Origin of the sequence: Amphritea atlantica (assembly GCF_018860855.1) — a bacterium.
Taxonomy (GTDB): domain Bacteria; phylum Pseudomonadota; class Gammaproteobacteria; order Pseudomonadales; family Balneatricaceae; genus Amphritea; species Amphritea atlantica_A.
This window is the reverse complement of record NZ_JAHKQE010000004.1, coordinates 122385-148342: the sequence shown is the minus strand read 5'-3', so window position 1 is coordinate 148342 and position 25958 is coordinate 122385. Positions and strand designations below refer to the sequence as shown.

Sequence of the window (25958 nt, the reverse complement as noted above, 5' to 3'; positions counted from 1 at the left end):
GGGCATATTTGCCCTTGATTAATAACATAATAATATAAGCTTATACCTAAAGGAAATTAAGCCTAGCAATACATTCAATAGTTGAAACTTATAATGTGATCGCTATGCATCCTAAAGACCTCTAATCTAAACGCGGCTTTTAGTCCTTATCGCTGCTCTTCAGCCGCTCCCAGGCGGCAAACGTACTGATAAATATTTCGCCACTGAGCCGCTCGGGGAATTCGACCTTTTCTAAACGATCCATAACCGGTCCCTTCACTTCAGCTAAGTGCAATTTAATTCCGGTATCCTTCAAGCGAGCATTGATCGACTCTAAGCTATCCAGTGCTGACGCATCGATTAGGTTGACCGCCTGACAACTGATCACCAAATGCTGCAGTGCCGGATTTTGACTCACCAGCGCCTGTATCTGGTCTTCCAGATAACGGGCGTTAGCAAAATAGAGACTTTCATCAACCCGAATAATCAAGACATTAGGGCTGGTCTCCACCGCATGTCTCTCGATATTGCGAAAGTGTTCACTACCGGCAACCCGTCCTACGACGGCCGTATGCGGACGGCTAGTACGATAAATGTGCAACGCTAGTGATAAACCAACACCGGAGAGAATACCCGCTTCCACCCCTTGCAGCAGCGTGATAACAACCGTTAGCAGCATCGCTGAGAAGTCAGCCTTTGAATAACGCCACGTATGCTTGATAGCGTGGATATCGATTAGAGAAAGTACGGCGATAATAATCGTCGCCGCCAAGGTTGCGATCGGCAGCGTCTGCAACAGCGGCGTTAACCAGAGAATAACCACCAGAATACCCAAGGCGGTAAAAGCGCCAGCGGCGGGGGTGCGTGCGCCGGCATCAAAGTTCACCACTGAGCGAGAAAATCCGCCCGTGACCGGCATCCCCGTACTAACGGCCGCTCCAAGATTGGCACAACCAAGACCGATTAACTCCTGATCTGGATCGATACGCTCGCGACGTTTTGCGGCCAATGTCTGACCCACAGATACCGACTCAACAAAGCCGACAATACTGATCAACAACGCCCCAACCCAGAGCTGTTGCCAAAGGTTGATATCGCTAGATGGCATCGCCAAAGGTGGCAAGCCTGCTGGTACATTGCCCACAACCGCAACGCCCTGCTCGTTTAACGAAAAATAAGCGGCTATCCCTGTGGTCGCAACCACCGCCAAGATCGGCGCCAAGCGCCCTACGCTACTAGCGATGGCTCGACTGAACCCTAATTGAATCAAAAGTGGCCCTAACCAACGACGACTTGCATATAAAAACAACAAAGTGCCGCTGCCCAGCAAGAGCGTTATCACATTTAGTTCCGGCAGCGCCTTAACCAATGCGAACAACAGCTCCGGCAGGTTATGACCGCTCACCGAGACACCTAACAGATGCTTGAATTGGCTGATAGCAATGATAATTGCTGAAGCGGTGATAAAGCCAGAAATCACTGGATGACTGAGAAAGTTGGCAAGAAACCCCAGACGAAACAACCCCATCAAGGTCAGCATAATACCGGAGATAAAGGTCAGCAAAATGACAGTGGTCAGGTATGCATCACCCTCTGGCGAAACAATACTGCCCGCGGTCGTGAACGTCATCAAGGCAATAACCGCTACAGGACCTACTGATAAGGCACTACTGGTGCCCAAAACGGCATAGATCAGTAAGGGCGCAATACTGGCATACAGCCCAACTTCAGGGGGTAGACCTGCCAGCATCGCATAGGCCAATGACTGAGGAACCAGCATCACCGTCACAATCATGGCCGCCATCAAATCCTGATTGAAGATGGCTAAGCGGTAGTTCGGTAGCCATCCCAGAATCGGCAGGTATTTTTTAATATTCACTTAAATCCCTTAATAGCGCTCAAGATCAGCTCTTAATAAAGCTATCCTTTTCTGCATGCAAATCATGACCGGCAGCATGGGCCGCCTGCAGTAACTGCCCTATATCACAGTTTTCCTGCTGCACTTGGTTATGAATCCAGAGGGACACCGCTCGGCGGCCACTGCGGCAAAATCCCAAGATAGGCGTCGGTAGTCTATCAATGGCGGCACCAAAGGCCTCAATCGCTTCCGTTGTATACTCACCCGGTGTAACAGGGATCTCAACCCATTCAATCCCCTCAGCCTCGGCTGCTTGGCGTAGTTCAGAATCATTAATATGGTCATCCGCTTCACCCGGCTGGCGATGACAAATAATTGCGCGAAAGCCTTTTGCTTTCAGCTCTTTCATATCACTTGGGTAGATCGCATGACAGATGGAAAAGCCCGGTTCAAGTACTTTGATATCCATAGATTCCTCGTGTTATTTAAATAGGTTAAGCGGTATTTTTAGATACACTTGGCCATTGTCTTCTGCTGGTGGCATCTCACCCGCTCGCATATTGACCTGAACCGATGGCAAAATCAGTGTCGGCATGTCCAACGTCGCATCCCGCTCGGTGCGCATCTGTACAAACTCAGCTTCCGTAATACCTTCATGCACATGCACATTGTGCTGACGCTGCTCAGTGACGGTTGTTTCATGACAGTACTCTTCACGACCCGGCGCTTTGTAGTCATGACAGAGGAAAATCCGCGTTTCACCCGGCAAACTGAGCACTTTTTTAATCGAGTGAAACAGAGTGCGTGCGTCACCACCGGGGAAGTCACAACGGGCTGTACCGTAATCCGGCATAAACAAAGTATCGCCGACAAACGCCGCATCACCGATAACATAGGTTAGACAGGCCGGCGTATGTCCCGGCGTATGCAACACATTGCCTTCAAGATTACCAATACGGAAACCCTCACCTTCCTCAAAAAGATGGTCAAACTGACTTCCGTCACGCGCAAATTCAGTACCGGCATTGAATGCTTTACCGAAGGTATCCTGCACCACGGTAATCATAGCTCCAATACCGGTCTTGCCACCCAGCGCCTGATGAAGATAAGGCGCTGCCGATAGATGGTCTGCATGAACATGGGTTTCCAGAATCCACTCAACCGAGAGGTTGTTATCACGCACATAAGCAATGATCTCGTCCGCCGAACGCACATCGGTACAGCCACTGGCATAATCAAAATCCAGCACCGAATCGATAATGGCGCAGGCATTAGAATCGGGATCTCGCACCACGTAACTGAATGTATTGGTAGGCTCATCAAAAAAGGCTTTCACCTTAGGCACACACGAGGAAACTTGTACTTCGCTCATGGTATATCTCCGAATTCTTAATATTAGATAACTCTAATATTAAATGATATTTCATGTACTGTCTGCTTTATACTCTTTAAATTTAACTATGATGCTCATAGTCACAATACATCTATTCCATCGATGCAATCTTAATAGGTTTGTGTCTCAACAAGCGATGACTCAGGCGTAACAGTGCTGCCAGCGTTAAAAATTGCACCGCCGCTAACCCACCAATACCTAACCAGTAAACCAAACTAAATGCCACGACGATTCCACCTTGCACCCACACTAGATGCCACCAAAACATGCCCATCACAAACAGAGCAACACCGGGGCAGATCAGCCCGAAACTAATAGGGTTACGCTGATCACCCAAAAAATGGGCTTTCAAATAACCGTTCAGCTGCATCACACGATACCCCAACAACATAACGCCTAGCTGCAACATATAGATGGCTGTTAGTACGACAAACAGCTTTCCTTGTTCAACAGGCGCCGCAAAATGATGACTCAAGCCATGCTGTACTCGCACCCATTCGATCCCCAGTAACGTCATAATCGGAATCAGCATCCAAATGCTGGGCGTGGCCTGCGCCTGCAAACCATACTGTAGCATCGCTTGTAGGCCCGATATCAAAATCAGTACGCCAGAAACCACCGCGACCACCAAAAACAGAATCGATAACGTGGCCGCCAGCGCCGCGACGAACAGAGACTGTGACATCGCCGCCGGCGCTGCAAAGCCGACAGACAACATAGAAAAAGTAAAAACAGCCATCAACGGAGAGAGATGGTTGTGCTCTTCTTGCCGATAACCACCACTCACTAGCATCCGGCTAAGATAGCGACCATAAAGCTTGAGCGACCAGACGCCGATAGCAGCAAAAGCCAACAAAGCGAACGGAAAGAGATACTCCACAACAGTCCATAAATTCGGCACACAGAGCGCACCCAGTGCAAAGCAGACATTGACCGTCATCGCAAATGTCAGCGGCTGTGTCATCAACTGAGCCTCACTCGGTGATCCAAGCAGCTGTTGATAGGCTTCAGTCGTGCGGGCCTCACGGTATTCACGAATATTCCAGACCAGCAACGTAAAGTGCAATAAAGCCAGCAGTAACATAAACAGCGTCGCCAGAATCGCAACGAAGCGCACCCCTGTGGGTAATGCCGTACTCCCCGCAAGCAATGCTTCAAGGTGCTGCCACGTTGGCATAGGAAAACCCTGATGAGGGACTAACCACATTAGATACATAAAAAATGAGATGGAAAGTCCACCGGCACCCAACGCTGCCAACCAGTAACTCGGATGCCATGGTTGATTTTGATCTCGTCTTAACATCAGCAATCTCCTTATCCTTGAAGTTGTGCCGAACGAGAGTTAGAGATCGTTAAAAGCCTATTCATAGACTCAACCGACCGAGACTCACGTATAAAAAAGATCTAATAATGATGAGGTAAGATATTACCAACTTAAGCGTTTTATCGGTCTAGTATAGAAAAAATTCATTAACGCCTCTGTTGTTAAAAGACATACTACATTAGATTATTCTAATGCAAAATCACTATGTGATGATAAGATGATATTTGTCATAAAAATGGCATTACCAAGTGAGTCTACTTAAGGGTCTACTTAAGGGTCTACTTAATTTTCAAGTGGTAGAAGCAGGCTACGCGCTCAAAAATGGCTGACAATATTCAGACCTGCCTGCGGATGGCATTCTTAGTTAAGACCTACCGTACAGGTCATTCTGCGGTATTCATGCAGCTTTGTATCAAGTAAGCAGGTATTTAATAAAAGAGGCATCTATGTGGGATCAACGTTACAGTGGTGAGAATTTCGTATATGGCACCGAGCCAAATGAGTTTCTAGTAGAGCAAGCCTATCGAATTCCGCAAGGATCTGTCCTTTGCCTAGCAGAGGGAGAGGGACGGAATGCCGTTTATCTGGCACAAAAGGGCTATGAAGTTCATGCGATCGACCTATCCACTATAGGCCGCGATAAAGCGATGAGTCTGGCAGAAAAAACGGGAACACGGATACGCTACGATGTCGGCGATTTGACTCACCTTGAGATTGCACCTGAACACTGGAGCGGTATTGTTTCAATTTTTGCCCATAGCCCTTCAGCTTTGCGACGGGAGCTACATAAAAAGGTTGTATCGGGCCTGCAACCTGGAGGGGTATTCATTCTCGAGGCTTTTAGTCCGAATCAACTGAATAGCAGCGGTTTAGGTGGTCCTAAAGATCTCGACATGCTGATGTCACTGCTCGATTTGAAACAGGAACTCGCCGAGCTAGATCTGCTGCTGGCCCGCGAGTGCCTTAGACCGGTCAACGAAGGCGAGCTTCATCGTGGCGAATGCAGTGTGATTCAGCTAGTCGGCGTCAAACAGGGCTGATAAAACCAGAGGTGTAAAAAATAGAGGATTTAAAATAGAGGATTTAAAATAGAAGCGTTAAAGCTGAAGTCGCACAGCTGTTGCATTCATAGATGAAGAGGCGATACAACATCGCCGTTAAGTAAACAGTGGATGCTCACTTAACGATGATGCTCAACTCATGCCTCCCTAACTTCAATCCATGCTTCAACCCACCCGTTTACCGTCCATCAAATAGGAACTTGCCACGAGATTCTCTTCACGTAGTGTTTCCGGCAACAATCCCTGAGGTAGATTTTGATAACAAACAGGGCGTAAAAAACGCTGGATGGCAACACTACCCACCGAACTTGTTCGTGCATCAGAGGTTGCCGGGAAAGGCCCGCCATGCACCATCGCATGACACACTTCAACACCGGTTGGCCAGCCATTCACCATCACACGGCCCGCTTTTTCCTCCAACACTGGCAGTAATTTTTTAGCCGTCTCCAGATCGTCATCATCCATTTGTAATGTAGCGGTTAACTGCCCTTCTAACTGCGTTGCAACCTGTGCCATTTGTGCCAAATCATCACAAACGACAAGCAAAGAACATGCACCAAAAACCTCATCGGTTAGACTTTCATCCGCTAAAAAATCATTCGCGGTGGTGGTAAACAGATGGGTTTGACACACGTTTGGCGCAAGGCGGATTTCACCACAGCCCTGCAGCTTAACCTTAGCATTATTCGCTAACGCACTGACTCCCTGCAGATACGCCTTATGAATGCCCGGTGTCAGCATTGTCTGTGCCGCAACATTAACAATCGCTTTACTGGCCGCCTGCAAAAAATTATCCAGCGCTTCGCCGCGCACGGCCAAAAGCAAACCTGGGTTAGTACAAAACTGCCCTGCCCCCATCGATAGCGAACCAATAAAACCTTCGGCAAGCTCAGCGCCACGGCTGGCCATTGCCTGGGGCAATAAAAACACCGGATTGATACTACTCATTTCGGCATACACCGGAATCGGCTGCGGACGCGCCTGAGCGGTTGCCATTAATGCCAAACCGCCCGAGCGAGATCCCGTAAAGCCTACCGCTTTAATGCGAGCATCCGATACCAACGCTTGCCCCAGTACAGTGCCGGAACCATACAATAAAGAAAAAACGCCCTCGGGCAGATGACACTTCGCCACCGCCGTTTGGACCGCACGCCCAATCAACTCAGATGTACCCGGATGAGCCGAATGCGCTTTAACAACCACGGGACAGCCTGCTGCTAAAGCCGATGCTGTATCACCACCTGCAACACTAAAAGCAAGCGGAAAGTTGCTCGCACCAAACACAGCAACGGGACCCAGCGCTATATTTTGCTGCCGTAAATCGGCGCGTGGTAACGGTTGTCTTTCAGGCATAGCAGGTTCGATACGTCGATCAAGCCATTCACCCGCACGCACCACCGATGCAAACAAGCGTAACTGACCACAGGTTCGGCCACGTTCACCCTCAATACGGGCCTGCGGCAAACCCGTTTCTAACATGCAGCGCTCAACCAGAGGCGCACCAATCGCTTCAATTTCAACAGCGATCGTTTCTAAAAAGATCGCCCGTTGCTCTAAAGAGGTATGACGAAAAGCAACGCTGGCCGCCTCCGCCAATGCACAAGCTTGGTCGACCTCTGGAAGACCACCACCATGATAACCGGGTTCAAGTTTTTCACCGGTCGCGGGATTAGTCGCCCAAACTTTATCGCCGGTTGCAACAAGGTTATTCTGACCTATCAGTAATTGGCCCGTTAAATTCATGTTCTACTCCTAAATACTTAATAAAGATGACCTTTCGGTCGTTATAACTTATCGACTAAGCGTGCGCAGACGCCTAACCAAAAATCGGTACGAAGTGGATTAATAAGCTAGCCCTAAGGTTAATTAACGGCAGCTTTTTCTATAGGGCTTTTCAGTGGTTTTTTAATCGCTAGGAAATAGACAAACACCAGCGTCAGAACAATAAAGAACAAGCTATCTAGGTTAGTGAAAAAAGTCATTGGATTGCCATTTGACAGCGCTAATGAGCGACGCAAAAACTCCTCTAAATTGGGACCAAGAATAAAACCCAATAGTAAAGTGATAATAGGAAAGTCATTTTTCCTGAGGTAATAGGTTAATACCCCTAATGCCAATGCCATCATCATCTGAAAGCTAGAGTAAGTGGCAACATAGCTGCCCACGACCGCCAGCAAAGCGATCATGCCATACAGTACATCTTTGCGAATTGAGACGATTTTAATAAAGTATGGACCCAATAAAAATAGGGTTAAGGGAATCAAAACAACCGCGCTGAATAACAACGAAGCCAGCATTGGAGCAATTAACTCCGCTTGGCCAGACATCAGCTGTGGGCCTGGCTGAATACCATTAATAACTAATACGCCCAACATGATTGCCGTAATCGGATCACCTGGGATACCAAAGGTTAACATAGGTACTAAAGCACCACCGCACACCGCATTATTAGCACTTTCTGATGCCGCAATACCTTTCGGGTTGCCTTTACCAAAGCTATCGGGGTTAGTCGAGGTACGTACGGCTTCAGCATAGGCAAGGAAGCTGCCCATCGAACCACCTGCGCCGGGCAGAGTTCCAACAAAATAGCCAATTAAACTCGATTTGATATAGCACATCACGCCGATTTCACGGATGGAAGACAGCGGTGGAATAAAATCACGACGTCGAATTTTCACTTTGCTAAAGGCTTCTGCGGCCTTTTTTGTATCGACCGACGAGTTCGCTTGAATCAAAATTTCGCTAATCGCAAAGGTGCCAATAATCACCGGCATCAGATCAATACCGGCAGTTAATTCACTCAAACCGAAGGTAAAACGCGTGACGGGCTCCATCGCATCCAAGCCCACCGTTGCTAACATCAAGCCAATACAAGCGGCCATTGCCGCTTTAATCATCTTGCCACGTTGCGCAATGATAATAATGACGATAGCAAAGGCAAGTAACGAGAACTTACCCGTGGTTTTAACCAATAATGAAGCTTCAGCAACAAACGGGGCCACCGCAATTAGCAATATCGCCCCCAGTGCACCACCAATCATCGAGCCAACCGATGCGTGCCCCAAAGCCAACGCCCCTTTGCCCCGTTGCTGCATAGGATAGCCATCGAGCGCGGTCATCATTGATGATGGAGCACCGGGAATATTAATGGTTGTTGCCGTAATACTACCGCCACACATACCCGCCATATAGATACTGGCGCAAGCCATCAGCGCAGTAGTCACATCTAAGCTATAAGTTAGCGGTAATAACAGCGCTAACGCCAAAGTTGCCGTTAAACCAGGAATCGCAGCAAAGATTGTTCCGATTAAAAAACCGGCAACAATATAAGCAAGATTTAACGGTTCGAACAGCGTGCCAAAGCTGCCCACCACCAGATTCATAAATTCCATCATCTACCCCCACAACGCCGGGAGTCTAACACCGAATATCTGTTCAAAAAGCAGATACCCGACAAAGACTATAGTTATTGATATCAGTAGTTTCTGTATTATCTTTTCTAACGATGAGAAAATAACAATAATAGAAAGTACAAACAGAAAAGATGAAATAAAATATCCGGTTATCGAAAACGCAAGAATGTACACAAAGATCGATAGTATGATAAGAAGAGGAGCATACTCCGTCTTATTACTCATCTTCTTCTCTTCTTTTCTCGACTGAGATAATTTCGTTTTCTGTTTGATTAAAACGATTTCTTTAAATAATAAAACAGCACTAAAGATAACCGCAAAAAAACCAACCAATAACGGAAAGAAAGAGGGTTCAAGCCTATTATTATACAGCGGCTTTCCTAAGTTTATCGCTGTTAACAAATAGCCAACAGAAAACAAAAAAACCAAAAATTGAAACGCAAACCTTTTGTTTAATAACATCATAATCTACCTTATAAGTGCCCCGACATAAGCCGGGGCTGATATCGTTAATCCCTACAGGTTTAGATCATCCATTACTTTAAACGTGCTGGTTTGCAGCTCATCAATCCAATGTTGAACATCAACAGAACCTAACCAACTTGGGGTCACACCAACGGTTGCCACCCACACTTGGAACTCTGAACTGTCAAAAGCGGTTTTAAAGGCAGATTCAAGCTTAGACAGTGATGCCTCTGGAGTGTTTTTAGGCGCGGCTAGCAGGATAAAACTACCGGTTTCTAAATGATAGCCGAAGGTACTAACAGGGGGGACATCAGGAAACGATGGGTTTTGTTCAGAGGTTAATTCAACCACCCCTTTGGCATCCCCAGACTGAATGATGCCACTGAAATCACCTAGGCTTGAGATGGCAGCATCAAGTTCACCGGAGAGCAAGGCCTCCGCTTCAGCGCTCGATGAGCCAGGATAGGTAATCACATTAAAGCGAACACCGGCTTCTTTTTCTAAGCGGCGCACCGCAAGATAGGGGCCTGATCCTCTAGGTGCAACACCAACACGCACAGTATTAGGGTTTGCTTTTGCCGCACTAATCAGCTCATCAAAGCTGTTATAGCCCGAGCGTTTAGACACCACGAAGGCATCTGCCTCACGGCTAATGCGGGCGATCGGTTGCATTTTTTCGAGTGAATAGCCCGGCACCATTTTACCGCGCGGCAGAGTGATAACACTGTCATAGGTTAACACGCCGATGGTATGCCCATCTGGGCGAGCACGGGTCATTTGCATTAACCCAGTAGCAGTGACCGCACCACCAATATTCTCTACGTAGATCGATTGCGTCAGCTCTTGTTCCGCAATACTACTGATCTTACGTGAAATCGCATCGGCTCCACCACCTGCAGGCCAAGGCACAATCAGACGAATATCTTTTGAGGGAAAATCTGCAGCAGAAACAGTAGAACTGAGAACACACGCACTAACAGCACAAAGCAGCGCTTTTTTTATTTTTTTAGTTAACATAATAATCTCTTTTTTTTACTTATTATTAGGGTCGATATGGGTAAAAAATTATCTGTTATTTGAACAGATTGAATACAAAAAATAATCCGTATTCATACGTACTCGCTAGATTCACCTTAGCCTACAATAAATTTATTATACTCGTCTTGAGCCGTTTCATTTGGCGGGTAAAGGCCGATAACAGGGCTGCCTGTGCGCACTTTACCGATAACGTAATCTTCAAAGCGTTCCATTTTTAACGCCTCTTGTGAAATCTCATCAGCCAGCGCTAATGGAATCACAATCACGCCGTCACCGTCACCCACCAGCACATCACCAGGATAGACCGCAACACCGCCACAACCGATTGGCACTTCAAGATCAACACCATGGTGTTTGGTAAGGTTGGTTGGCGCGCTAGGCTTAGTACAAAAGATAGGCATCGCCATATCCATCGCCGTATCAAAATCACGAATGCCGGCATCGGAGACAAAACCACCACACAGACGCGTTTCAAGTCGTGCTAACAGAATACTGCCGGCACTCGCTGCCGATGCGTCTTGCCGACAATCCGACACCATAATCATCCCTTCAGGCACGGTTTCAACCGCCAGCCTCTGTGGGTGCTCAGGATCTTTAAACGCCGCTACGGTATCTAAATCTTCTCGCGCGGGGATATAACGTAACGTAAATGCTTGCCCTACCATTTTCACTTTCTGGCTGTTAACTCGGCTGATCCCTTGAATGTAGGTATTGCGCAAACCTTTTTTAAAGAGGGCTGTATGCAACGTGGCCGTTGACACGGCTTGCAGTCGCTCGAGTACATCACTAGCCAGCTTTTGATATTTTTCCGTCATCGTTCTTCACCTTGATCTCTTATTTTTTTACAACGCCGAACAACAATACCTTCAGAAAAATTACAAATCAAACTAATTTTTACAACTATTTACTAATTATCAATTATAACAACCCTTTTAGCCGCTATTAATGCCTTGTTTTTAAAGCTTTGTTTGTATTTTCAAGATAGAGAGGATAAAGTTGTAAAAATAAGTTAAGTAGCCAGTCGGGATTATAGTGCATTGATAGCGGTTAAAGCCAAGGGTAAATCAGGGATACGTTGTTGCCAGCCCACGGCATTGTTAGCGCCTATCGCGCCAGACTGAGCGAATAAAAAGCCAAGCTGCAAGCGTGACCTCAGCGGCTTTATCACAACATTTATTAAATATCGGTGAACAGATGATGAGTAAGGTAACTACTCAAAAAAAGGCCCAACAATCACTTGGGGCCATGGTTTATGAACAAATACTGGCCGTTATCATGGACGGCACCTACGCACTCAACACCAAACTGCCGTCAGAGGCCCAGTTATGTAAAGAGTTTAATGTCTCTCGACCTATTTTGCGTGAAGCCCTAGCACGGTTACGTGAGGATGAATTGATCACCTCGCGACGGGGGTCTGGCAGCTATGTAATCAAAAAGCCGGATAATCGAGTACTACAGTTCTCTCCGATATCCAGTATTGCCGATATACAACGCTGTTTTGAATTCCGCTCTAACCTTGAAGCAGAAGCGGCGGCACTTGCGGCAGAACGAAGAACCAGCACCCAGTTAGAAGCCATTGAAAAAGCGTATGAAAAAATGAATGATGCCAATGCATCAAGTAAGCTAGCGACCGATGAAGACTTTGCTTTTCACTTAGCCATTACTGAGGCGGCGAATAACCATTTCTATAACACGGTGTTGGAGTTGCTTGAAGATAGCATCAGGGGCGGCATTAATATCACCCGAAATCTATCGTTGTTAAAACCGGCCTCGCGCTTACAGCTAGTGCAACAAGAGCATCACGCCATCGTCACCGCCATTAAAGAGGGCGATTCAGCCGCTGCCAGAGCCGCAATGAAAAACCATTTAGACAGTGCACGTATCCGCATGTTTGAGGGCTAAATGTAACCAAAAACTTAATCTTAACATTCAGGGGTAACTCTACTCGATCTGAGATTATCACTTAACACGACACAGCGTTCTCACTCATCAATTCAGGGCTGGTTTTGCACCAGCGCCTCTGATCGAAAAGTCTAACCACTGCAGCAATAACTTAGCCTTAAGGACGCAACACCAATACAGAGCAACCGGCACGCTCAACCACTCGCGAGGAGTTAGACCCCAGCAAAACGTGATCAACTTTACTGCGATGATGCGCCGTCATGATGATCAGATCAGCATTGCAGCGCTTGGCCTGTTTAATAATGCGCTCAGCCGGATTACCCTGATGAACTGAAAGCGTACAATTAACCTCAGCAGGCAGCTTTTCCTGAGCCAGTGCTTGCAGTTGTTTCTCGACGGCTTCGTGAGCCTTCTCAACCACCGATTTTTTAAAGTAGGAGGCAACCAGCGGTGAGTTAAATCCGGGGATGACGGTCATCAAATGAATGGTGCCTCCCGCGCTATCCACTTCACGCAATGCCAGTTCAATCGCCTGATCCGAAAAAGAGGGTTCTTCAATATCAACCGGAACAATAATTTGTTTAAACATAAATCCTTCCTTTACCACAAAATATAGCAATCGAAACCGAGGAGCCTAATAACAGGCACCTCGGTTTTGGCTTAACTCGTTGCTGGGATCGGCGCCTGATCGTCATCAACCCGTCGGCGACGGCGCTGAAACAACACAATAGGTATCAGCAGCAACAATGCGGGAATAAACATCAACTCTTTAGGCGGCTGACCCTGTGGTACTTCCACCTGCCCTATTTGCTGATCAAACATCAAACCCGCTTTCTCCGCGTGGCTATCGAAGCCCACCATATCGACCACCACTTTGCCATCAATATCAGCCAGCTCTAGACCGGCATTGACCAAGCGTTCCTGAGTATTAGCACCATCAGACAGCTCAAATAGCGCGACAAAATCTCGGGGATTACCGACATCATCCTCACCAATCAAATGCAATCTCAACTCAGCACCGGCAGGAAGATCTAAGCTATTCCCCATCAACTCGCTGGCGGCAACCGTTTTAAACGGCGGCGCCACCATGTCCATCCAAAAACCGGGACGGAATAGCGAGAAGGCAATCAAAATAAGCAGCGCCGTTTCGTACAAACGGTTACGCACCAAAAAGTGCCCTTGAGTCGCGGCGGTAAACAACAAGATCGCCGCCGTCGATACCACGAACACGATAATACCCTGCCACCAAGTCACATCGATCAATAGCAGATCGGTGTTGAAGATAAACAGGAACGGCAGAATGGCGGTTCGCAAACTATAGAAGAATGCGACGAACCCCGTGCGGATGGGATCACCACCGGACACCGCCGCCGCAGCAAAGGATGCGAGTCCAACCGGAGGTGTCACATCGGCCATGATGCCGAAGTAGAACACAAACAGATGCACGGCAATCAACGGGACGATCAGGCCAGACTCTTGCCCCAAGGTCACAATCACCGGCGCCAGTAAGGATGACACTACAATATAGTTAGCGGTCGTCGGCAGCCCCATGCCCAGTATCAAGCTGAGTACGGCGGTCAGAACAAGCATCAACAACAGATTGCCCATCGACAACACCTCAACCAGATCGGCCAGTACAGACCCCACCCCAGTTTGCGATACCACACCGACGATAATACCGGCGGTCGCGGTCGCGATACCGATGCCGATCATGTTACGGGCACCGACGATTAGGCCATCGATCAACTGATTAAAGCCCTTCCTAAACTGTCGACCAAGCCCCCCCTCATTACGGAAGAACGCAAACAAGGATTTTTGCGTCAGCAGGATAAAGACCATCAACATAGTCGCCCAGAACGCCGAGAGCCCCGGAGACAAGCGTTCAACCATCAAGCACCACACCAGCACAATAACGGGCAGAATAAAATGCAACCCAGACTTAACGGTCGGTCCAACTTCTGGCAGTTCCACCACATCAGAGTTAGGGTCATCCAATTCAAGATCAGGGTAGCCCGCAGAGAAACGCACCAGCAAGACATAGACAATCAACAACAAGACACCAATCACGAGACTGGCGTATTGACCAAATAATGGTTTGATCCAGCCAATACCGTAATAGACCACCATCGATACGGCGGCGGTGGCAAAAAAGCCAATCAACACGCCCATCAAGCGCGCCATCCAAGGCTTAGCTGCGCTACGCCGAGGCAGGCCGTACATATTCTGTTTAAGCGCTTCAAGGTGAACGATATACACCAGCGCGATATAAGAGATCAATGCGGGCAGGAAGGCATGCTTGATCACCTCAACATAGGAGATACCTACATACTCAACCATCAAAAACGCAGCCGCACCCATGACCGGTGGCATAATCTGGCCATTAACCGATGAGGCCACTTCGACCGCGCCTGCTTTCTCCGCGCTGAAACCCACGCGACGCATCATTGGAATGGTAAAAGTACCGGTGGTGACCACGTTAGCAATAGAAGAGCCGGAGATTAGCCCCGTCATACCCGACGCAACAACCGCCGCTTTAGCAGGCCCGCCACGCAGGTGACCTAAGAGTGAAAAAGCGACTTTAATGAAATAATTACCGGCACCTGCTTTATCCAGCAAAGCACCAAACAAGACAAACAGAAACACGAAACTCGTCGATACGCCCAGTGCGATACCAAACACACCTTCGGTGGTAATCCACTGGTGATTAACCACTTCTTTTAGACTGGCGCCCTTATGGGCAATAATTTCCGGCATATAGGGGCCGGCAAAGGTATAAAACAAAAACAGTGACGCGACGACCACCAGCGGTGGTCCGAGAGCACGCCGGGTTGCTTCCAACAGGAGAATCCCGCCAGCAACGGCCACAACAATATCTAACGTCGTCGGTAAGCCCGGACGGTCAGAGATTTGTACATAGAATATAAACAGGTAACCGGCGCAAAAAGCACCCAATACCGCCATCACCATATCCGGTAAAGGCACTCGTTCACGAGGAGAGCCACCCAACGCGGGATAGGCCATAAAAGAGAGGAATACGGCAAAGGCAAGGTGGATCGAACGGGCTTCGGTATCGTTGAAAACACCAAAACTGCCGATCAACGGCCAATCATAAAAAGGTAGCGGCGAGGCTATCCATAATTGAAATAGCGACCAAAACAGCGCTGCGGCCAACAGTAGAAGACGTTGTGCACCTTGAGGGTCGCGGGCACCACTATCCGTCGATGCGACTAAATCTTGGAGCTCTGCTTCGCTGAGTTTAGTAGGTTCTTTTGAATTCAGTTCGGTCATAATACTCTCCGATCCAACACTCCCAGCGTTACCACCGGTAAATATTAGTACGCTCCAGCAAGACCAAAAAGATCCCGCCAGAACTAAGAAAGGACTACCCCAGGGGGACTCTGGGATAGTCGAGATAGACGGCGGAGCCGCCGGTCAGGAGTGTATTATTACATCCAGCCACGTTCTTTGTAGTAACGTACAGCGCCTTCATGCAGCGGAGCAGACAGACCATTTTTGATCATCTTAGCGGGATCAAGGTTGGCAAAGGCTGGGTGTAAACGCTTGAAGCGATCAAAGTTATCAAACACGGCCTTAACAACTTGGTAGATCACTTCAGGATCAGCTTTAGTTGAAGATACAAAAGTCGCACCCACACCAAAGGTCGTCGTATCGGCATCATTACCGTTATACATGCCACCTGGGATAATCGCTTCAGCATAGAAAGCATTATCATCGATCAACTTAGTGATCTCAGGACCGGTTACCGGTACCAATACCGCATCACATGAGGTCGTTGCTTCTTTGATCGAACCGTTAGGATGGCCCACAGTGTAGACAATTGCATCGACCTTATTATCACACAGCGCTTGGGATTGCTCAGACGCTTTCAGCTCGGAAGCCAGTTTGAAGTCATCTTTGGTCCAACCTTTACGCTCCATGACCACTTCCATGGTGCCGCGCTGGCCAGAACCTGGGTTACCGATATTGACCCGCTTGCCCTTCAGATCGTCAAAACTCTTAATGCCAGCATCAGCTCGAGCAATCACGGTGAACGGTTCAGGGTGAACAGAAAATACCGCACGGAGCTCTTTGTTAGCACCCTGGTCGGCAAATTTACTAGTGCCATGATAAGCGTGGTACTGCCAGTCAGACTGGGCCACACCCATATCTTGGTTCCCCGCACGAATGGCATTCAGGTTAGCCACTGAACCACCCGTAGACGGTGCAGTACACTTAATACCATGATCTTTATTACCACGGTTAACCAAACGACAGATAGACTGCCCTACCACGTAATAGACGCCCGTTTGACCGCCTGTACCAATCGTCACATAGGATGATGGCGGGGCTGCAAATGCGGCACCACTTTGAATCCCAATCGCGATGCCAGCGGCAACCACGGTGTTCGTAAATAGTTTCTTTAATTTCATTATTTGCATCCTTATTGTTATCTCAGGCCGGTACAACCAGCTACGTTGTTACTTTTTACTTCTACTCGGGCAAGGTGAACCCTTGCCGTTATTTTTTCGCCATTGATGCCAACATTTTATTCACTGCGTCCAAATGCTCTGGTTCATTGTGGCACATACCCTGAAATACCGCACAGACATCGAGAAAATCTTTTAACTCCATCCGCTGCGCCATCTTCATCAACCGCTTAGTCAGACGAGTCGCCTTAGGCGGTTGACTCGCAATACGGGTAGCCAGTTTCATTGCGGTCGGCATCAACTCATCGGCTGATACCACTTCCATCACGATCCCCAGCTCTTTGGCCTCAGCCGCATCGATAACCCGACCAGACAGCGTCAATTCGAACGCACGCTGGTAACCGATCAAACGTTGCATCAACCAAGCACCACCATCGCCGGGAATAATCCCAAGATTAAGGAAGGTTTCACCGAATTTGGCTTTCTCGGAGGCAAACCGAACATCCGCCATATTCGCCAGATCGAAACCCGCACCGATGGCCGCACCATTCACGGCAGCGATAATGGGCACTTCAACAGCTTGCAGAGCCAAGGGAATACGTTGTATCCCCTTGCGATAGCGGTCAGCACATTCAGCGACGTCACCCGCAAAATCACCACCGCGCTCGGCCATGTCGCGGATATTACCACCAGCACTAAAGGCTGATCCAGCCCCCGTTATCACCAGCACCGATACTGCTTCACAATGATTAACCCACTCGGCAACCGCGATGATATCTTCGATCAAGTGCGACCCTGTGAGCGCATTACGTAGATCATGGCGATTGAGGGTTAAAGTCGCAACGCGATTGTCTAACGTAATTAAAGCATCGGTTAGCGGTGGTAAGTTATTCGTATTTATTGGGCTCATAAGGGTGTCTCCTGATTAACAATGACGCGGGCATCGACCACCGCATAGCCATCATCGTAAGCAATAACGGGGTTAAGATCGAGCTCAGCAATTTCGGGATGAGCCTCAACGATGGCAGACACTTTCATTAACAAATCAACCAAAGCTTCTTTATCAACCGCCGCTTCTCCACGAGCACCTTCGAGAATCTTACGAGCCCTGATCTGATCGATCATGGAACGTGCATCATGACGGCTTAGCGGAATCGCTCGGAACGTGACATCCTTAAGAATTTCGACAAAAATACCGCCCAAACCAAACATCAACACCGGACCAAAGATAGGATCTTGGCTCATCCCAATAATGACTTCAGTGCCTTTGCGAGCCATCGGCGTGACCAGTACTCCTTCTATCTCGGCATCCGCTTTATACTGCTGACAGGAGGCCAGAATCTCATCACGGGCAACGTTAAGTGCCGCCTCACCCACCACATTCAATTTAACGCCGCCGGCATCTGACTTATGCAAAATATCTTTTGAGACGACTTTCATCGCCAGTGGCGTATTGCCAAACTCACTGATCACGTCAGCCAATTCAGCCTCGCTGCGGACAACCAACTCCAAAGGCAGATCGACGCCGTAATGACGCAGTAGAGACTTTGCTTCAAACTCAAACAGATCACGCCCTTCGGCGCGGGCTTGACTAAAGCTTGCTGAACAGCGTTCATTAACCACCAATGGCGCGTTATTGTCTGCCTGCTGACTGCTTTCAATGTAAGCACCCCGCTCACCCAGCGCCGCCATGATCTTTACTGCATGTTCAATCGAAGCATAGATCGGCAGTCCCGCTTCACGCAGCCGCTGCAAGGGTGCCGGTTTAATATGCGCGTAGAGGCTATCAATAACTAACGGCTTGCTGGTGCGTTTGGCTAGTTCGATAATCGCATCCGCACAGGCCAACTCTTCTTCTTTCAGCTCTTCAGCAAAACGGATGCCGTAGCCGCCGAACATACCCACCAAAAAAACCATATCAACGTTATCATCAGCGGCTAGAATCTCCATGCAATCGGCTAACAGCGCCGGATGTGCATCCGTACTCCCCGCGACATCAATGGGGTTTGCTAGAGATGCCTGAGGAAACAGAATGCTGGCCAATGCTTGACGTGTTGCATCGGAGAGTTCAGCCAGTTCGAGCCCCGCTTCTGAAATTCGATCGGACGCAATGGTCGCCTGACCACCGCCATCCGCTAGCACCGCAACCCGTTTACCCGCCGCTTGCTGCAGCAGACCTAAACCTTCGGCAACCGGTAAAATTTCATCTGAATTTTCGACAACATTAACGCCGACCTGACGCAACAGATCGACCGTCATCTGATAGCTACCCGCAAGAGCGCCCGTGTGGGAACTCGCGGCTTTTTGACCGGCTTCCGTACTACCCGATTTATACACAACCACGGGCTTTTGTTTCGATACTTGTCGCGCGACATCTAAAAAGGCACGGCCATTTTTAAAGCCCTCAACATAAAAGGTAGCCACTCGGGTGTTCTCTTCTTCACCCAAATACTGGAGATAATCAGCAAAGTCGACATCAGTTTGATTCCCAGGCCCCGCATAGGTACTGAATCCAATATGGCCGTTATGCTGAGCTTCAAGTGCCAGAGACAACAACATATTGCCTGATTGAGAGATGATGCCGATATCGCCGGGTTTAACATTGTCCAACGCCAGCAAATTGACTTTCTTATGCAGGTTGAAAATACCCGACGTGTTCGGGCCGACAATACGCACCCCTGCTTGTTGTGCGGCCTCAAGAACCTGCTGTTCAAGCGCCGCGCCGGCTTTATCAACCTCGCCAAAACCACTGGCGAGAATGATGGCACCTTTAACACCGTTTTCGCCGCACTGTTTTAACAAAGCTGGCAGTGTTTTCGCAGGAGTACAGATCAACGCCATATCCGCTGCAGCGGGTAGCTCAGTAAGCGATGCATAAGCTTTGATACCCATGATCTCATCGGCTTTCGGATTGATCGGATAAATAGTGCCCTCATAGCCGTCATTCAACAGGCCAACCATCGCCTTATAGCCCCGTTTGGTTGGGTCCGTTGACGCGCCAACAATCGCGATTGAGTTAGGCGCGAGAAAGTCATGTAATGAACTTTTCATATCAATGGCCCTTAAACGCTGGCGAACGTTTTTCAGCAAAAGCATCGACGCCTTCTTGCCAATCTTTAGTCGTTGTACAGGTAAATACCCCATCCAGCTCCTGCTGTAATTGGGCATCTAAATCGGTATGCGAAGCATTGTTTAATAGCTTTTTAACAAACCGCATTGAGATCGGCGCTTTACTCGCCAGCTCTGCGATAAAGGCTTCGGCTTGTTGCTGTAAATCATCCGCTGGCACTGCGCGAGTCACCAAACCAATCGCCAGCGCTTCATTGCCATCGATCTTAGTGCCGAGAAAAATAAGCTCCCGAGCTTTCGCTAGCCCCACCAATCGGGTTAAAAACTGAGTAACACCACCGCCGACACAGGTACCAATACTGACTTCCGGAAAACCAATTTTTGCGCTTTCAGCCATGATCACAAAATCACAGGAACACGCCATTTCCGCACCCGCGCCTAAAGCATATCCATTGATTGCTGCAACCACCGGTTTAGTGGCGCGAAAAATCGCTTCGCATACATCATTACCTAATTGCAGGTATTCACGACGTTGATATTGGGTACGCTCACCCGCCCCATGCTCTTTCATATCGGCGCCGACACAGAAAGCACGACCTTCACCGGTCAATAAAATCGCCCGCACATCACCATCGGCTTCAGCTTGAGCCAAAGCACTGAGCAGTTCGGTATAGAACTGTTCGATAACAGCATTTAAACGATGCGGTCGATTAAAACGAATCTCTGCGTAATTCTGTTTCTTGGTGTAGATCAGAGTTTCATAGCTTAGCGTAGTCATTAGTCGTACTGGCCTCATTATCTTTGTGGCTATAGAAAAATCATAGCGATACAAATGTATCCATAGATCAATAATAGAGTACATTTGTGTCACGTCAATACAAACGTATCAAAAAATTATTTAAGTGTTTTATCTGTGTGATCTCGTTAAAATGACAGGTATCGCTAAACACGATTGATGAAGAGACCAACACAAAGCAATGACAACAGAAACCAGCCAACCACAGAACATAAGTGATGCCGATAGAGTATTAAAAGAACTCTCTTCGCTTTACCCAACACTTACAACGCAACTGAAAAAAGCGGCTGATTTTGTTCTAGAACATCCTGTGGAAGTCGCGCTGCTATCAATCCGTAAGAGTGCTGAAACCGCATCTGTCACCCCCTCAACCATGACACGGCTAGCGAAAACATTAGGCTTTGAGCGTTACGATAGTTTCAGACAGTTGTTCCAAGAAGCGATACACGCTAAAGCGCCCTCCTCGTTCAGCCAGCGCGCGGAGTCGTTACAAAACCTCGCCAGCAATAACACTGAAAACAATGTGTTATCCGAATTTTCTACCACGACCTTTAACAATTTAGAGCACTGTTTTCAGGAAGAGACTTTAAGTAAATTAGAGCTTGCTGCGCCCATGATCGTTAATGCCCGCAAAGTTTTCACGATAGGTTTTAGGGATACCTTTGCTTGCGCTCACCACTTCGCCTATGTTGGCCAAATAGCCTTCCCACATATCAAACTTATCCACGGCTACCAAGGTACATTATTAAGTGAACTGGCCGAGATTAATGCGCAAGATGTAGTGGTCGTTTTTGGTTCAGATCCGTACGCCATCGACACGGTCAATGCGATCAAAATCGTGCGAGAAACCGGTGCTCGAATCATTGCCGTGACTGATAGTCTTCGATCCCCCCTCGCAGGCGAGGCCGAGATCGTTTTTACCCTGAACAATGAAACACCCCATTTCTTCGGCACGCTCGTACCTGTCATAGCACTCATCGAAGCATTACTGTCTGTCTGCGTCTCATTAGGGGGAAGTAAGGTAGTCGATAATATCAATCAATTTGAAGAGAACCTGCGCCGTTTAGGGGGTTATTACACGCCGTGATGAACGAGGACATAGTAAAGCCTATGCTTGCTATCAGTTATAAATCATTAACCTATTGAAAACCAACACTTAGCAGGGCGAAAGGAGAAGAAATATTGTCGCGCAGACTCAGCCAATGTATTGCCACTAGTCTTGCCACTAAGTGGCGTATTAGATGGGTATAAATTTCTTTTTATTTCCACGACTTCTTGAAGAGGCTAACTCAAACAGATAAGTTTTTTACTTATTGATATGTAATTATTTATTCTGTTCATTGCCGCACCGAGTGGAACTAATTTAGCGCATAATATGTCTTACTAGATATCAAGCAGACAAGGATGATAAAGGACTAATCATGGCTCACATCGAAGAATTAGAATTATCGGCACACCGCGACGACATTATCAAAGACGTCAAAGATTTAATTGAAAAATATCGCTCTATTTTTGAGTGGGATGTTCCAGAAATAGATGAAAAACTGGCAGATACGTTAATTTTAAACGAAGTTCGTAAAGCGCTTGATGACGTTCAACATAGATTGCTGAGTAAGTAACACAGCAAAGATTCATACCACTGTGCAGCACATATTGTCGATCTCGAACTGACACCGGTGAATATGATTAGACACAAGGCTCTGAACTGCATCCACTAAAATTATTCAGGTGCTGATGCTTTATCAGGAGAGTATCTTGCATTATCAAAAACCTAAAACGGAGCATCCCGTAAACAACAAAGAACTCGATCAGCACACTTAGAGTTATATGAGCACTGTTATTTTTCGGGGGAATTAGCAATCCACTGAAATGCAGATGATTTTCTATCCACTGCACTTTGCTCTTAGGAAGATGATCATTAATTTATTCAAGGAGTAACTCATGCTAGTAACCTTTACAACCGATGCCTATGGCAGCATTACGATGTTTGGTGATGTCGGGCTTTCCATGCTGAAAATGATGGGACACAGCGTTACCGTGCCCGGCGCCATCTTAGCAGCCGACGTGCCTGTCGCGCTGAGCAATTTAAAAGCAGCGATCGAGGCGGGTAAAACGCAGTCTATTACGAATATGGATACTGAAGAAACAGAGGTGAGCATGGCAAATCGAGCACTGCCACTAATTGAGCTTCTAACAGCAGCGGCGAAGGAAGAATCTGACGTTATGTGGAAATAATTGAATTGCTCTATCTATACAGGACGAAATACTGAGAAAGAAGAGGCTTAGTTTGGAAAACACTCATCTACTGTTGTGACTAGTTCCCGACTAACCCTCTACTAAATAGCCTATCTAACATATTTGCCTAACGAGTATAAAACTCAGGTAATCGTCATAACGTTTACGTTTTTACTCATTATGACGCTATGTACCCTTATCTGGGCTTACTTTGAATCGGTATTAAAAGTTTAGCGTAAGGCTCTTGATGAACTTTCTAGAACGAAGAAACCAGTCATCACCTCAGGTTCTAATCACTGATAATGTTCGGGTGTCATTATGTCACCAGCGCTCTTCTGACGGCGATACAATCAAGCTTGCAACCCAGCTAGAACAGCCCCTAACGGGTTGCTATTGTGCCTTGAACTCTTATGTAAAATCTCAAGCGAAATCCATAGTCACAACGAGACGCTTTTCCCCAGAAATCGCCGGTGAACGATGCACCGCTCCCAATCCATCATTGTCATACCAGCCTTCCCCTTTTAACAGCACCACACCTCCCGGATTAACCTGTTGAATACAGGCGGAACTTAAATACAGCCCAGATTTATCATCACTCAACCCCTGATTCCCAACCCCCAACTTGCTGCGATCGACATCACTATTCTGCAGCCACTCGGTTCCCTGTCCCAGAAAAGTGCTGACCAAACGACAACCTAGTTTATCCGTATGAAAACGAGGGCACATGGCACGGTCGAGCACCTGCAGTCTGACACCCACCTCATCAAGCTCAAACAAACAGGCATACATCTCTAATAACAACACCAGATCGTCAATGAAGACTGATTGGCCTTCCATATCCGGTAATGAGGATTTTAGTGACAACCCGGCTTTCTCAGGAGTAATGACCGAGCGAAGGTTAAAATTGGGTTTGCTGTCGACTAGTTTCTGGCAATAATCAGACACCTCTTCTGCCAACGTTCGCTGTAATACAACGATATTTATCGGTTGCTGATAAATATCAGTCAGCACTTCAGGTATGCAACCTGATGAATAGCTCGGCTCTTCCCCGATATAACCTGCCTGATTTACTTCCTGCTCGACCGCATTCATACCCACACCTGACATTTTTATTACAATTATCGAAATTAATGTTATGTTATAACATGGTTAACGAAGTATTTCTAACGTCTAGTAAGATGAGACAACAGCTATTGATGGCAGGAGTGATGATTATATGAGTAAGGCGTTCTTTCAGCGTCTGGAAAACAACGCCCATGACGACAGGCTGCCATTGGCTGAGGTGATGGATAACCTCTGCTTCAATGAACAGGGGCTGATTCCAGTCATCGCGCAGGACGACGCAACCAAAGCCGTGTTGATGCAGGCGTGGATGAATCGAGAAGCGCTGAATAAAACCCTACATACGCGGCGTATGGTGTATTGGTCACGCAGTCGTAACTGTTTCTGGGAAAAAGGGGCAACCAGTGGGCATACCCAAACGCTAGTCAGTATGTCATTCGATTGCGATGGTGATGTTATTCTCTGTCAGGTGCAACAAAAAGGAGCTGCCTGCCATACCGGTAGGCCCGCCTGTTTCTATCTTGAAGTTGAGCCTGAACAGCAACAAATTAGGGTTCTAGGGGATGCCTGTCCGCCATGAAAGCGTCCCCCATAAAAACAACCCTCATTAAAAATGCGACCCTGTTTAACGAAGGTGCCGAGTTTGTAGCAGACCTCCGTATTGCAGGTCGGCGTATCGAACAGATATCAAGGGAGATCCCGGCGAGCGCCAATGATGACGTTGTTGATGCTGATGGTTGCTGGTTACTTCCGGGAATGATCGATGATCAGGTCCATTTTCGAGAACCGGGCATGACGCATAAAGGCACGATTGCCAGTGAATCCCGCGCTGCGGTAGCCGGTGGTATCACCAGTTTTATGGAGATGCCGAACGTCAATCCGTCAACCACGACACTCTCCGCCTTAGAACAGAAGTACGGTCTGGCTCAACAAAGCTCGATGGCTAATTATGCTTTCTATCTGGGGGCAACCCAAGACAATCTGGAACAGATCAAACGATTGAACCCATCAAAGCACTGTGGCGTCAAAGTATTTATGGGAGCCTCCACCGGGGATCTACTGGTAGAAGCGCCGCAAGCCCTTGAGGCAATTTTCAGAGAGAGCCCCGTCTTGATTGTCACCCATTGTGAAAGTGGGCCAGTGATTCAACACAATCTGGATCATTATGCTCACGCAGGTATCGAACCGGTGATCACTGATCATCCCATTATCCCATTATCCGCTCACATGAAGCCTGCTATGCCTCGTCATCTTATGCCGTGGGCTTGGCTAAGCGCTATAACAGCCAATTACATGTCCTGCATATCACCACTGAACAGGAACTCAACCTATTTGAAGCGGGCCCCGTGACTGGAAAATCGATTACCGCCGAGGCCTGTGCACATCACCTCTGGTTCGCTGATGATGACTATCCAGCTCGGGGCAACCTAATCAAATGTAATCCGTCGATCAAGACGTCCAGAGATCGAGACGCCCTGATTCAAGCTCTGCATACCGGTCAGATAGATATTATTGCAACCGACCATGCGCCCCATACTTGGGAGGAAAAACAGCAAGCCTATCGGCAGGCGCCAGCTGGACTACCGTTAGTCGAGCATGCCCTATTAAGCTTGCTCGATCACGCCCATCAACGGCGCATGACCGTCACCCAAATAGTCGAAAAAACGGCCCACAATCCAGCACTTCGTTATGGTGTTGCCGAGCGAGGTTTCCTGCGGGAGGGCTACTTCGCGGATCTGGTATTGGTTAACCCGCAGGGCAACACCGCAGCTTCTCATGCTTCATCTCGCTATCACTGTGGCTGGACACCCTTTGATGGCCATACGTTTAGCTCAAAAATCCTTTCCACTTGGGTCAATGGTACTCAGGTTTTCGATGGCCATCAGCTGAGTTCAACACCGACAGCGATGGCGCTTAATTTTTCACACTAAAAAAC

24 protein-coding genes are annotated in these 25958 nt (G+C 47.8%); 8 read left to right on the top strand and 16 right to left on the bottom strand.

The genetic code is table 11. The features are described from left to right. Positions 1 to 139 precede the first annotated feature (139 nt). From KO512_RS01610 to KO512_RS01595, 4 genes are all read right to left on the bottom strand, one after another. Positions 140 to 1858: a SulP family inorganic anion transporter gene (locus KO512_RS01610; protein ID WP_215950581.1), complete on the bottom strand. Its 1719-nt coding sequence runs from the start codon at positions 1856 to 1858 to the stop codon at positions 140 to 142. Between the two features lie 25 nt (positions 1859 to 1883). Then, the gene (locus KO512_RS01605) at positions 1884 to 2306 is read right to left on the bottom strand and encodes a TIGR01244 family sulfur transferase (protein ID WP_215950580.1); all 423 of its coding nucleotides are present in this window, start codon (positions 2304 to 2306) and stop codon (positions 1884 to 1886) included. Positions 2307 to 2318: 12 nt separating this feature from the next. Then, positions 2319 to 3209 carry an MBL fold metallo-hydrolase gene (locus KO512_RS01600; RefSeq protein WP_215950579.1) on the bottom strand — a complete coding sequence of 297 codons (891 nt, stop codon included), beginning with the start codon at positions 3207 to 3209 and terminating at the stop codon, positions 2319 to 2321. Positions 3210 to 3321: 112 nt separating this feature from the next. Then, positions 3322 to 4533 (bottom strand): TsoY family (seleno)protein, encoded by a 1212-nt coding sequence (locus KO512_RS01595; protein ID WP_215950578.1) that lies wholly within the window; start codon positions 4531 to 4533, stop codon positions 3322 to 3324. Between the two features lie 467 nt (positions 4534 to 5000). Between KO512_RS01595 and KO512_RS01590 the strand changes: the two genes are divergently transcribed. Next, positions 5001 to 5594, top strand: a complete 594-nt coding sequence (locus KO512_RS01590) for a class I SAM-dependent methyltransferase (protein ID WP_215950577.1) — start codon at positions 5001 to 5003, stop codon at positions 5592 to 5594. A 186-nt stretch (positions 5595 to 5780) separates the two neighbouring features. Here KO512_RS01590 and KO512_RS01585 read toward each other — a convergent pair whose 3' ends face one another. From KO512_RS01585 to KO512_RS01565, 5 genes are all read right to left on the bottom strand, one after another. Further along, positions 5781 to 7358: an aldehyde dehydrogenase (NADP(+)) gene (locus tag KO512_RS01585; protein ID WP_215950576.1), complete on the bottom strand. Its 1578-nt coding sequence runs from the start codon at positions 7356 to 7358 to the stop codon at positions 5781 to 5783. Between the two features lie 119 nt (positions 7359 to 7477). Beyond that, positions 7478 to 9010 (bottom strand): tripartite tricarboxylate transporter permease, encoded by a 1533-nt coding sequence (locus KO512_RS01580; protein WP_252734731.1) that lies wholly within the window; start codon positions 9008 to 9010, stop codon positions 7478 to 7480. Further along, entirely contained in the window at positions 9011 to 9490 is a 480-nt protein-coding gene (locus KO512_RS20405; RefSeq protein WP_354667726.1) for a tripartite tricarboxylate transporter TctB family protein, read from the bottom strand. It lies immediately after the preceding gene. Between the two features lie 54 nt (positions 9491 to 9544). Further along, entirely contained in the window at positions 9545 to 10510 is a 966-nt protein-coding gene (locus KO512_RS01570; protein WP_215950574.1) for a Bug family tripartite tricarboxylate transporter substrate binding protein, read from the bottom strand. A gap of 116 nt (positions 10511 to 10626) precedes the next feature. Then, positions 10627 to 11346, bottom strand: coding sequence for a ribonuclease activity regulator RraA (locus KO512_RS01565; RefSeq protein ID WP_215950573.1), 720 nt, complete (start codon positions 11344 to 11346; stop codon positions 10627 to 10629). 379 nt (positions 11347 to 11725) lie between these two features. Here KO512_RS01565 and KO512_RS01560 point away from each other — a divergent pair, with 379 nt between their 5' ends. Continuing rightward, positions 11726 to 12433 carry a FadR/GntR family transcriptional regulator gene (locus KO512_RS01560; RefSeq protein WP_252734729.1) on the top strand — a complete coding sequence of 236 codons (708 nt, stop codon included), beginning with the start codon at positions 11726 to 11728 and terminating at the stop codon, positions 12431 to 12433. A 157-nt stretch (positions 12434 to 12590) separates the two neighbouring features. On the opposite strand, the gene KO512_RS01555 is transcribed toward KO512_RS01560, so the two are convergent. The 6 genes from KO512_RS01555 to KO512_RS01530 form a co-directional block, all read right to left on the bottom strand. Continuing rightward, complete coding sequence (locus KO512_RS01555) at positions 12591 to 13022, bottom strand: universal stress protein (RefSeq protein ID WP_215950572.1); 432 nt, start codon at positions 13020 to 13022, stop codon at positions 12591 to 12593. Between the two features lie 71 nt (positions 13023 to 13093). Continuing rightward, on the bottom strand, positions 13094 to 15721 hold the full coding sequence (locus tag KO512_RS01550; protein WP_215950571.1) for a TRAP transporter permease: 2628 nt from the start codon (positions 15719 to 15721) through the stop codon (positions 13094 to 13096). Positions 15722 to 15879: 158 nt separating this feature from the next. Continuing rightward, positions 15880 to 16863, bottom strand: coding sequence for a TAXI family TRAP transporter solute-binding subunit (locus KO512_RS01545; protein WP_215950570.1), 984 nt, complete (start codon positions 16861 to 16863; stop codon positions 15880 to 15882). A gap of 88 nt (positions 16864 to 16951) precedes the next feature. After that, positions 16952 to 17770 (bottom strand): enoyl-CoA hydratase-related protein, encoded by an 819-nt coding sequence (locus tag KO512_RS01540; protein ID WP_215950569.1) that lies wholly within the window; start codon positions 17768 to 17770, stop codon positions 16952 to 16954. Continuing rightward, entirely contained in the window at positions 17767 to 19911 is a 2145-nt protein-coding gene (locus KO512_RS01535; RefSeq protein ID WP_215950568.1) for an acetate--CoA ligase family protein, read from the bottom strand. Before KO512_RS01535 ends, KO512_RS01540 begins: the two co-directional genes overlap by 4 nt. Before the next feature lies 1 nt (position 19912). Beyond that, the gene (locus KO512_RS01530) at positions 19913 to 20707 is read right to left on the bottom strand and encodes an enoyl-CoA hydratase/isomerase family protein (RefSeq protein ID WP_215950567.1); all 795 of its coding nucleotides are present in this window, start codon (positions 20705 to 20707) and stop codon (positions 19913 to 19915) included. Positions 20708 to 20906: 199 nt separating this feature from the next. Here KO512_RS01530 and KO512_RS01525 point away from each other — a divergent pair, with 199 nt between their 5' ends. The 3 genes from KO512_RS01525 to KO512_RS01515 all read left to right on the top strand — a co-directional run bounded on the left by KO512_RS01525 (position 20907) and on the right by KO512_RS01515 (position 22960). After that, on the top strand, positions 20907 to 21812 hold the full coding sequence (locus KO512_RS01525; protein ID WP_215950566.1) for a MurR/RpiR family transcriptional regulator: 906 nt from the start codon (positions 20907 to 20909) through the stop codon (positions 21810 to 21812). Positions 21813 to 22146: 334 nt separating this feature from the next. Continuing rightward, positions 22147 to 22344, top strand: coding sequence for a hypothetical protein (locus KO512_RS01520; protein WP_215950565.1), 198 nt, complete (start codon positions 22147 to 22149; stop codon positions 22342 to 22344). Between the two features lie 322 nt (positions 22345 to 22666). Next, on the top strand, positions 22667 to 22960 hold the full coding sequence (locus KO512_RS01515) for a DUF1840 domain-containing protein (RefSeq protein WP_215950564.1): 294 nt from the start codon (positions 22667 to 22669) through the stop codon (positions 22958 to 22960). A gap of 420 nt (positions 22961 to 23380) precedes the next feature. Here KO512_RS01515 and KO512_RS01510 read toward each other — a convergent pair whose 3' ends face one another. Further along, positions 23381 to 24052: a DUF1826 domain-containing protein gene (locus tag KO512_RS01510; RefSeq protein ID WP_215950563.1), complete on the bottom strand. Its 672-nt coding sequence runs from the start codon at positions 24050 to 24052 to the stop codon at positions 23381 to 23383. Between the two features lie 124 nt (positions 24053 to 24176). Between KO512_RS01510 and hisI the strand changes: the two genes are divergently transcribed. Genes hisI through KO512_RS20090 form a run of 3 tightly spaced genes read left to right on the top strand, consistent with a single transcriptional unit; the run spans position 24177 to position 25953 of the window. Continuing rightward, positions 24177 to 24602, top strand: coding sequence for a phosphoribosyl-AMP cyclohydrolase (hisI, locus tag KO512_RS01505; RefSeq protein ID WP_215950562.1), 426 nt, complete (start codon positions 24177 to 24179; stop codon positions 24600 to 24602). Further along, positions 24599 to 25372: an amidohydrolase family protein gene (locus KO512_RS20095; RefSeq protein ID WP_252734727.1), complete on the top strand. Its 774-nt coding sequence runs from the start codon at positions 24599 to 24601 to the stop codon at positions 25370 to 25372. The genes hisI and KO512_RS20095 overlap by 4 nt, the downstream gene beginning before the upstream one ends. Further along, positions 25369 to 25953: an amidohydrolase family protein gene (locus KO512_RS20090; protein WP_303492756.1), complete on the top strand. Its 585-nt coding sequence runs from the start codon at positions 25369 to 25371 to the stop codon at positions 25951 to 25953. The genes KO512_RS20095 and KO512_RS20090 overlap by 4 nt, the downstream gene beginning before the upstream one ends. Positions 25954 to 25958: the final 5 nt, after the last annotated feature.

What these genes read in the sequence shown, in the direction of transcription:
- KO512_RS01605 (WP_215950580.1), bottom strand. Translation starts at nt 2,306, where the DNA reads ATGGATATCAAAGTACTTGAACCGGGCTTTTCCATCTGTCATGCGATC.
- KO512_RS01600 (WP_215950579.1), bottom strand. Translation starts at nt 3,209, where the DNA reads ATGAGCGAAGTACAAGTTTCCTCGTGTGTGCCTAAGGTGAAAGCCTTT.
- KO512_RS01595 (WP_215950578.1), bottom strand. Translation starts at nt 4,533, where the DNA reads ATGTTAAGACGAGATCAAAATCAACCATGGCATCCGAGTTACTGGTTG.
- KO512_RS01590 (WP_215950577.1), top strand. Translation starts at nt 5,001, where the DNA reads ATGTGGGATCAACGTTACAGTGGTGAGAATTTCGTATATGGCACCGAG.
- KO512_RS01585 (WP_215950576.1), bottom strand. Translation starts at nt 7,358, where the DNA reads ATGAATTTAACGGGCCAATTACTGATAGGTCAGAATAACCTTGTTGCA.
- KO512_RS01580 (WP_252734731.1), bottom strand. Translation starts at nt 9,010, where the DNA reads ATGATGGAATTTATGAATCTGGTGGTGGGCAGCTTTGGCACGCTGTTC.
- KO512_RS20405 (WP_354667726.1), bottom strand. Translation starts at nt 9,490, where the DNA reads ATGTTATTAAACAAAAGGTTTGCGTTTCAATTTTTGGTTTTTTTGTTT.
- KO512_RS01570 (WP_215950574.1), bottom strand. Translation starts at nt 10,510, where the DNA reads ATGTTAACTAAAAAAATAAAAAAAGCGCTGCTTTGTGCTGTTAGTGCG.
- KO512_RS01565 (WP_215950573.1), bottom strand. Translation starts at nt 11,346, where the DNA reads ATGACGGAAAAATATCAAAAGCTGGCTAGTGATGTACTCGAGCGACTG.
- KO512_RS01560 (WP_252734729.1), top strand. Translation starts at nt 11,726, where the DNA reads ATGATGAGTAAGGTAACTACTCAAAAAAAGGCCCAACAATCACTTGGG.
- KO512_RS01555 (WP_215950572.1), bottom strand. Translation starts at nt 13,022, where the DNA reads ATGTTTAAACAAATTATTGTTCCGGTTGATATTGAAGAACCCTCTTTT.
- KO512_RS01550 (WP_215950571.1), bottom strand. Translation starts at nt 15,721, where the DNA reads ATGACCGAACTGAATTCAAAAGAACCTACTAAACTCAGCGAAGCAGAG.
- KO512_RS01545 (WP_215950570.1), bottom strand. Translation starts at nt 16,863, where the DNA reads ATGAAATTAAAGAAACTATTTACGAACACCGTGGTTGCCGCTGGCATC.
- KO512_RS01540 (WP_215950569.1), bottom strand. Translation starts at nt 17,770, where the DNA reads ATGAGCCCAATAAATACGAATAACTTACCACCGCTAACCGATGCTTTA.
- KO512_RS01535 (WP_215950568.1), bottom strand. Translation starts at nt 19,911, where the DNA reads ATGAAAAGTTCATTACATGACTTTCTCGCGCCTAACTCAATCGCGATT.
- KO512_RS01530 (WP_215950567.1), bottom strand. Translation starts at nt 20,707, where the DNA reads ATGACTACGCTAAGCTATGAAACTCTGATCTACACCAAGAAACAGAAT.
- KO512_RS01525 (WP_215950566.1), top strand. Translation starts at nt 20,907, where the DNA reads ATGACAACAGAAACCAGCCAACCACAGAACATAAGTGATGCCGATAGA.
- KO512_RS01520 (WP_215950565.1), top strand. Translation starts at nt 22,147, where the DNA reads ATGGCTCACATCGAAGAATTAGAATTATCGGCACACCGCGACGACATT.
- KO512_RS01515 (WP_215950564.1), top strand. Translation starts at nt 22,667, where the DNA reads ATGCTAGTAACCTTTACAACCGATGCCTATGGCAGCATTACGATGTTT.
- KO512_RS01510 (WP_215950563.1), bottom strand. Translation starts at nt 24,052, where the DNA reads ATGAATGCGGTCGAGCAGGAAGTAAATCAGGCAGGTTATATCGGGGAA.
- hisI (WP_215950562.1), top strand. Translation starts at nt 24,177, where the DNA reads ATGAGTAAGGCGTTCTTTCAGCGTCTGGAAAACAACGCCCATGACGAC.
- KO512_RS20095 (WP_252734727.1), top strand. Translation starts at nt 24,599, where the DNA reads ATGAAAGCGTCCCCCATAAAAACAACCCTCATTAAAAATGCGACCCTG.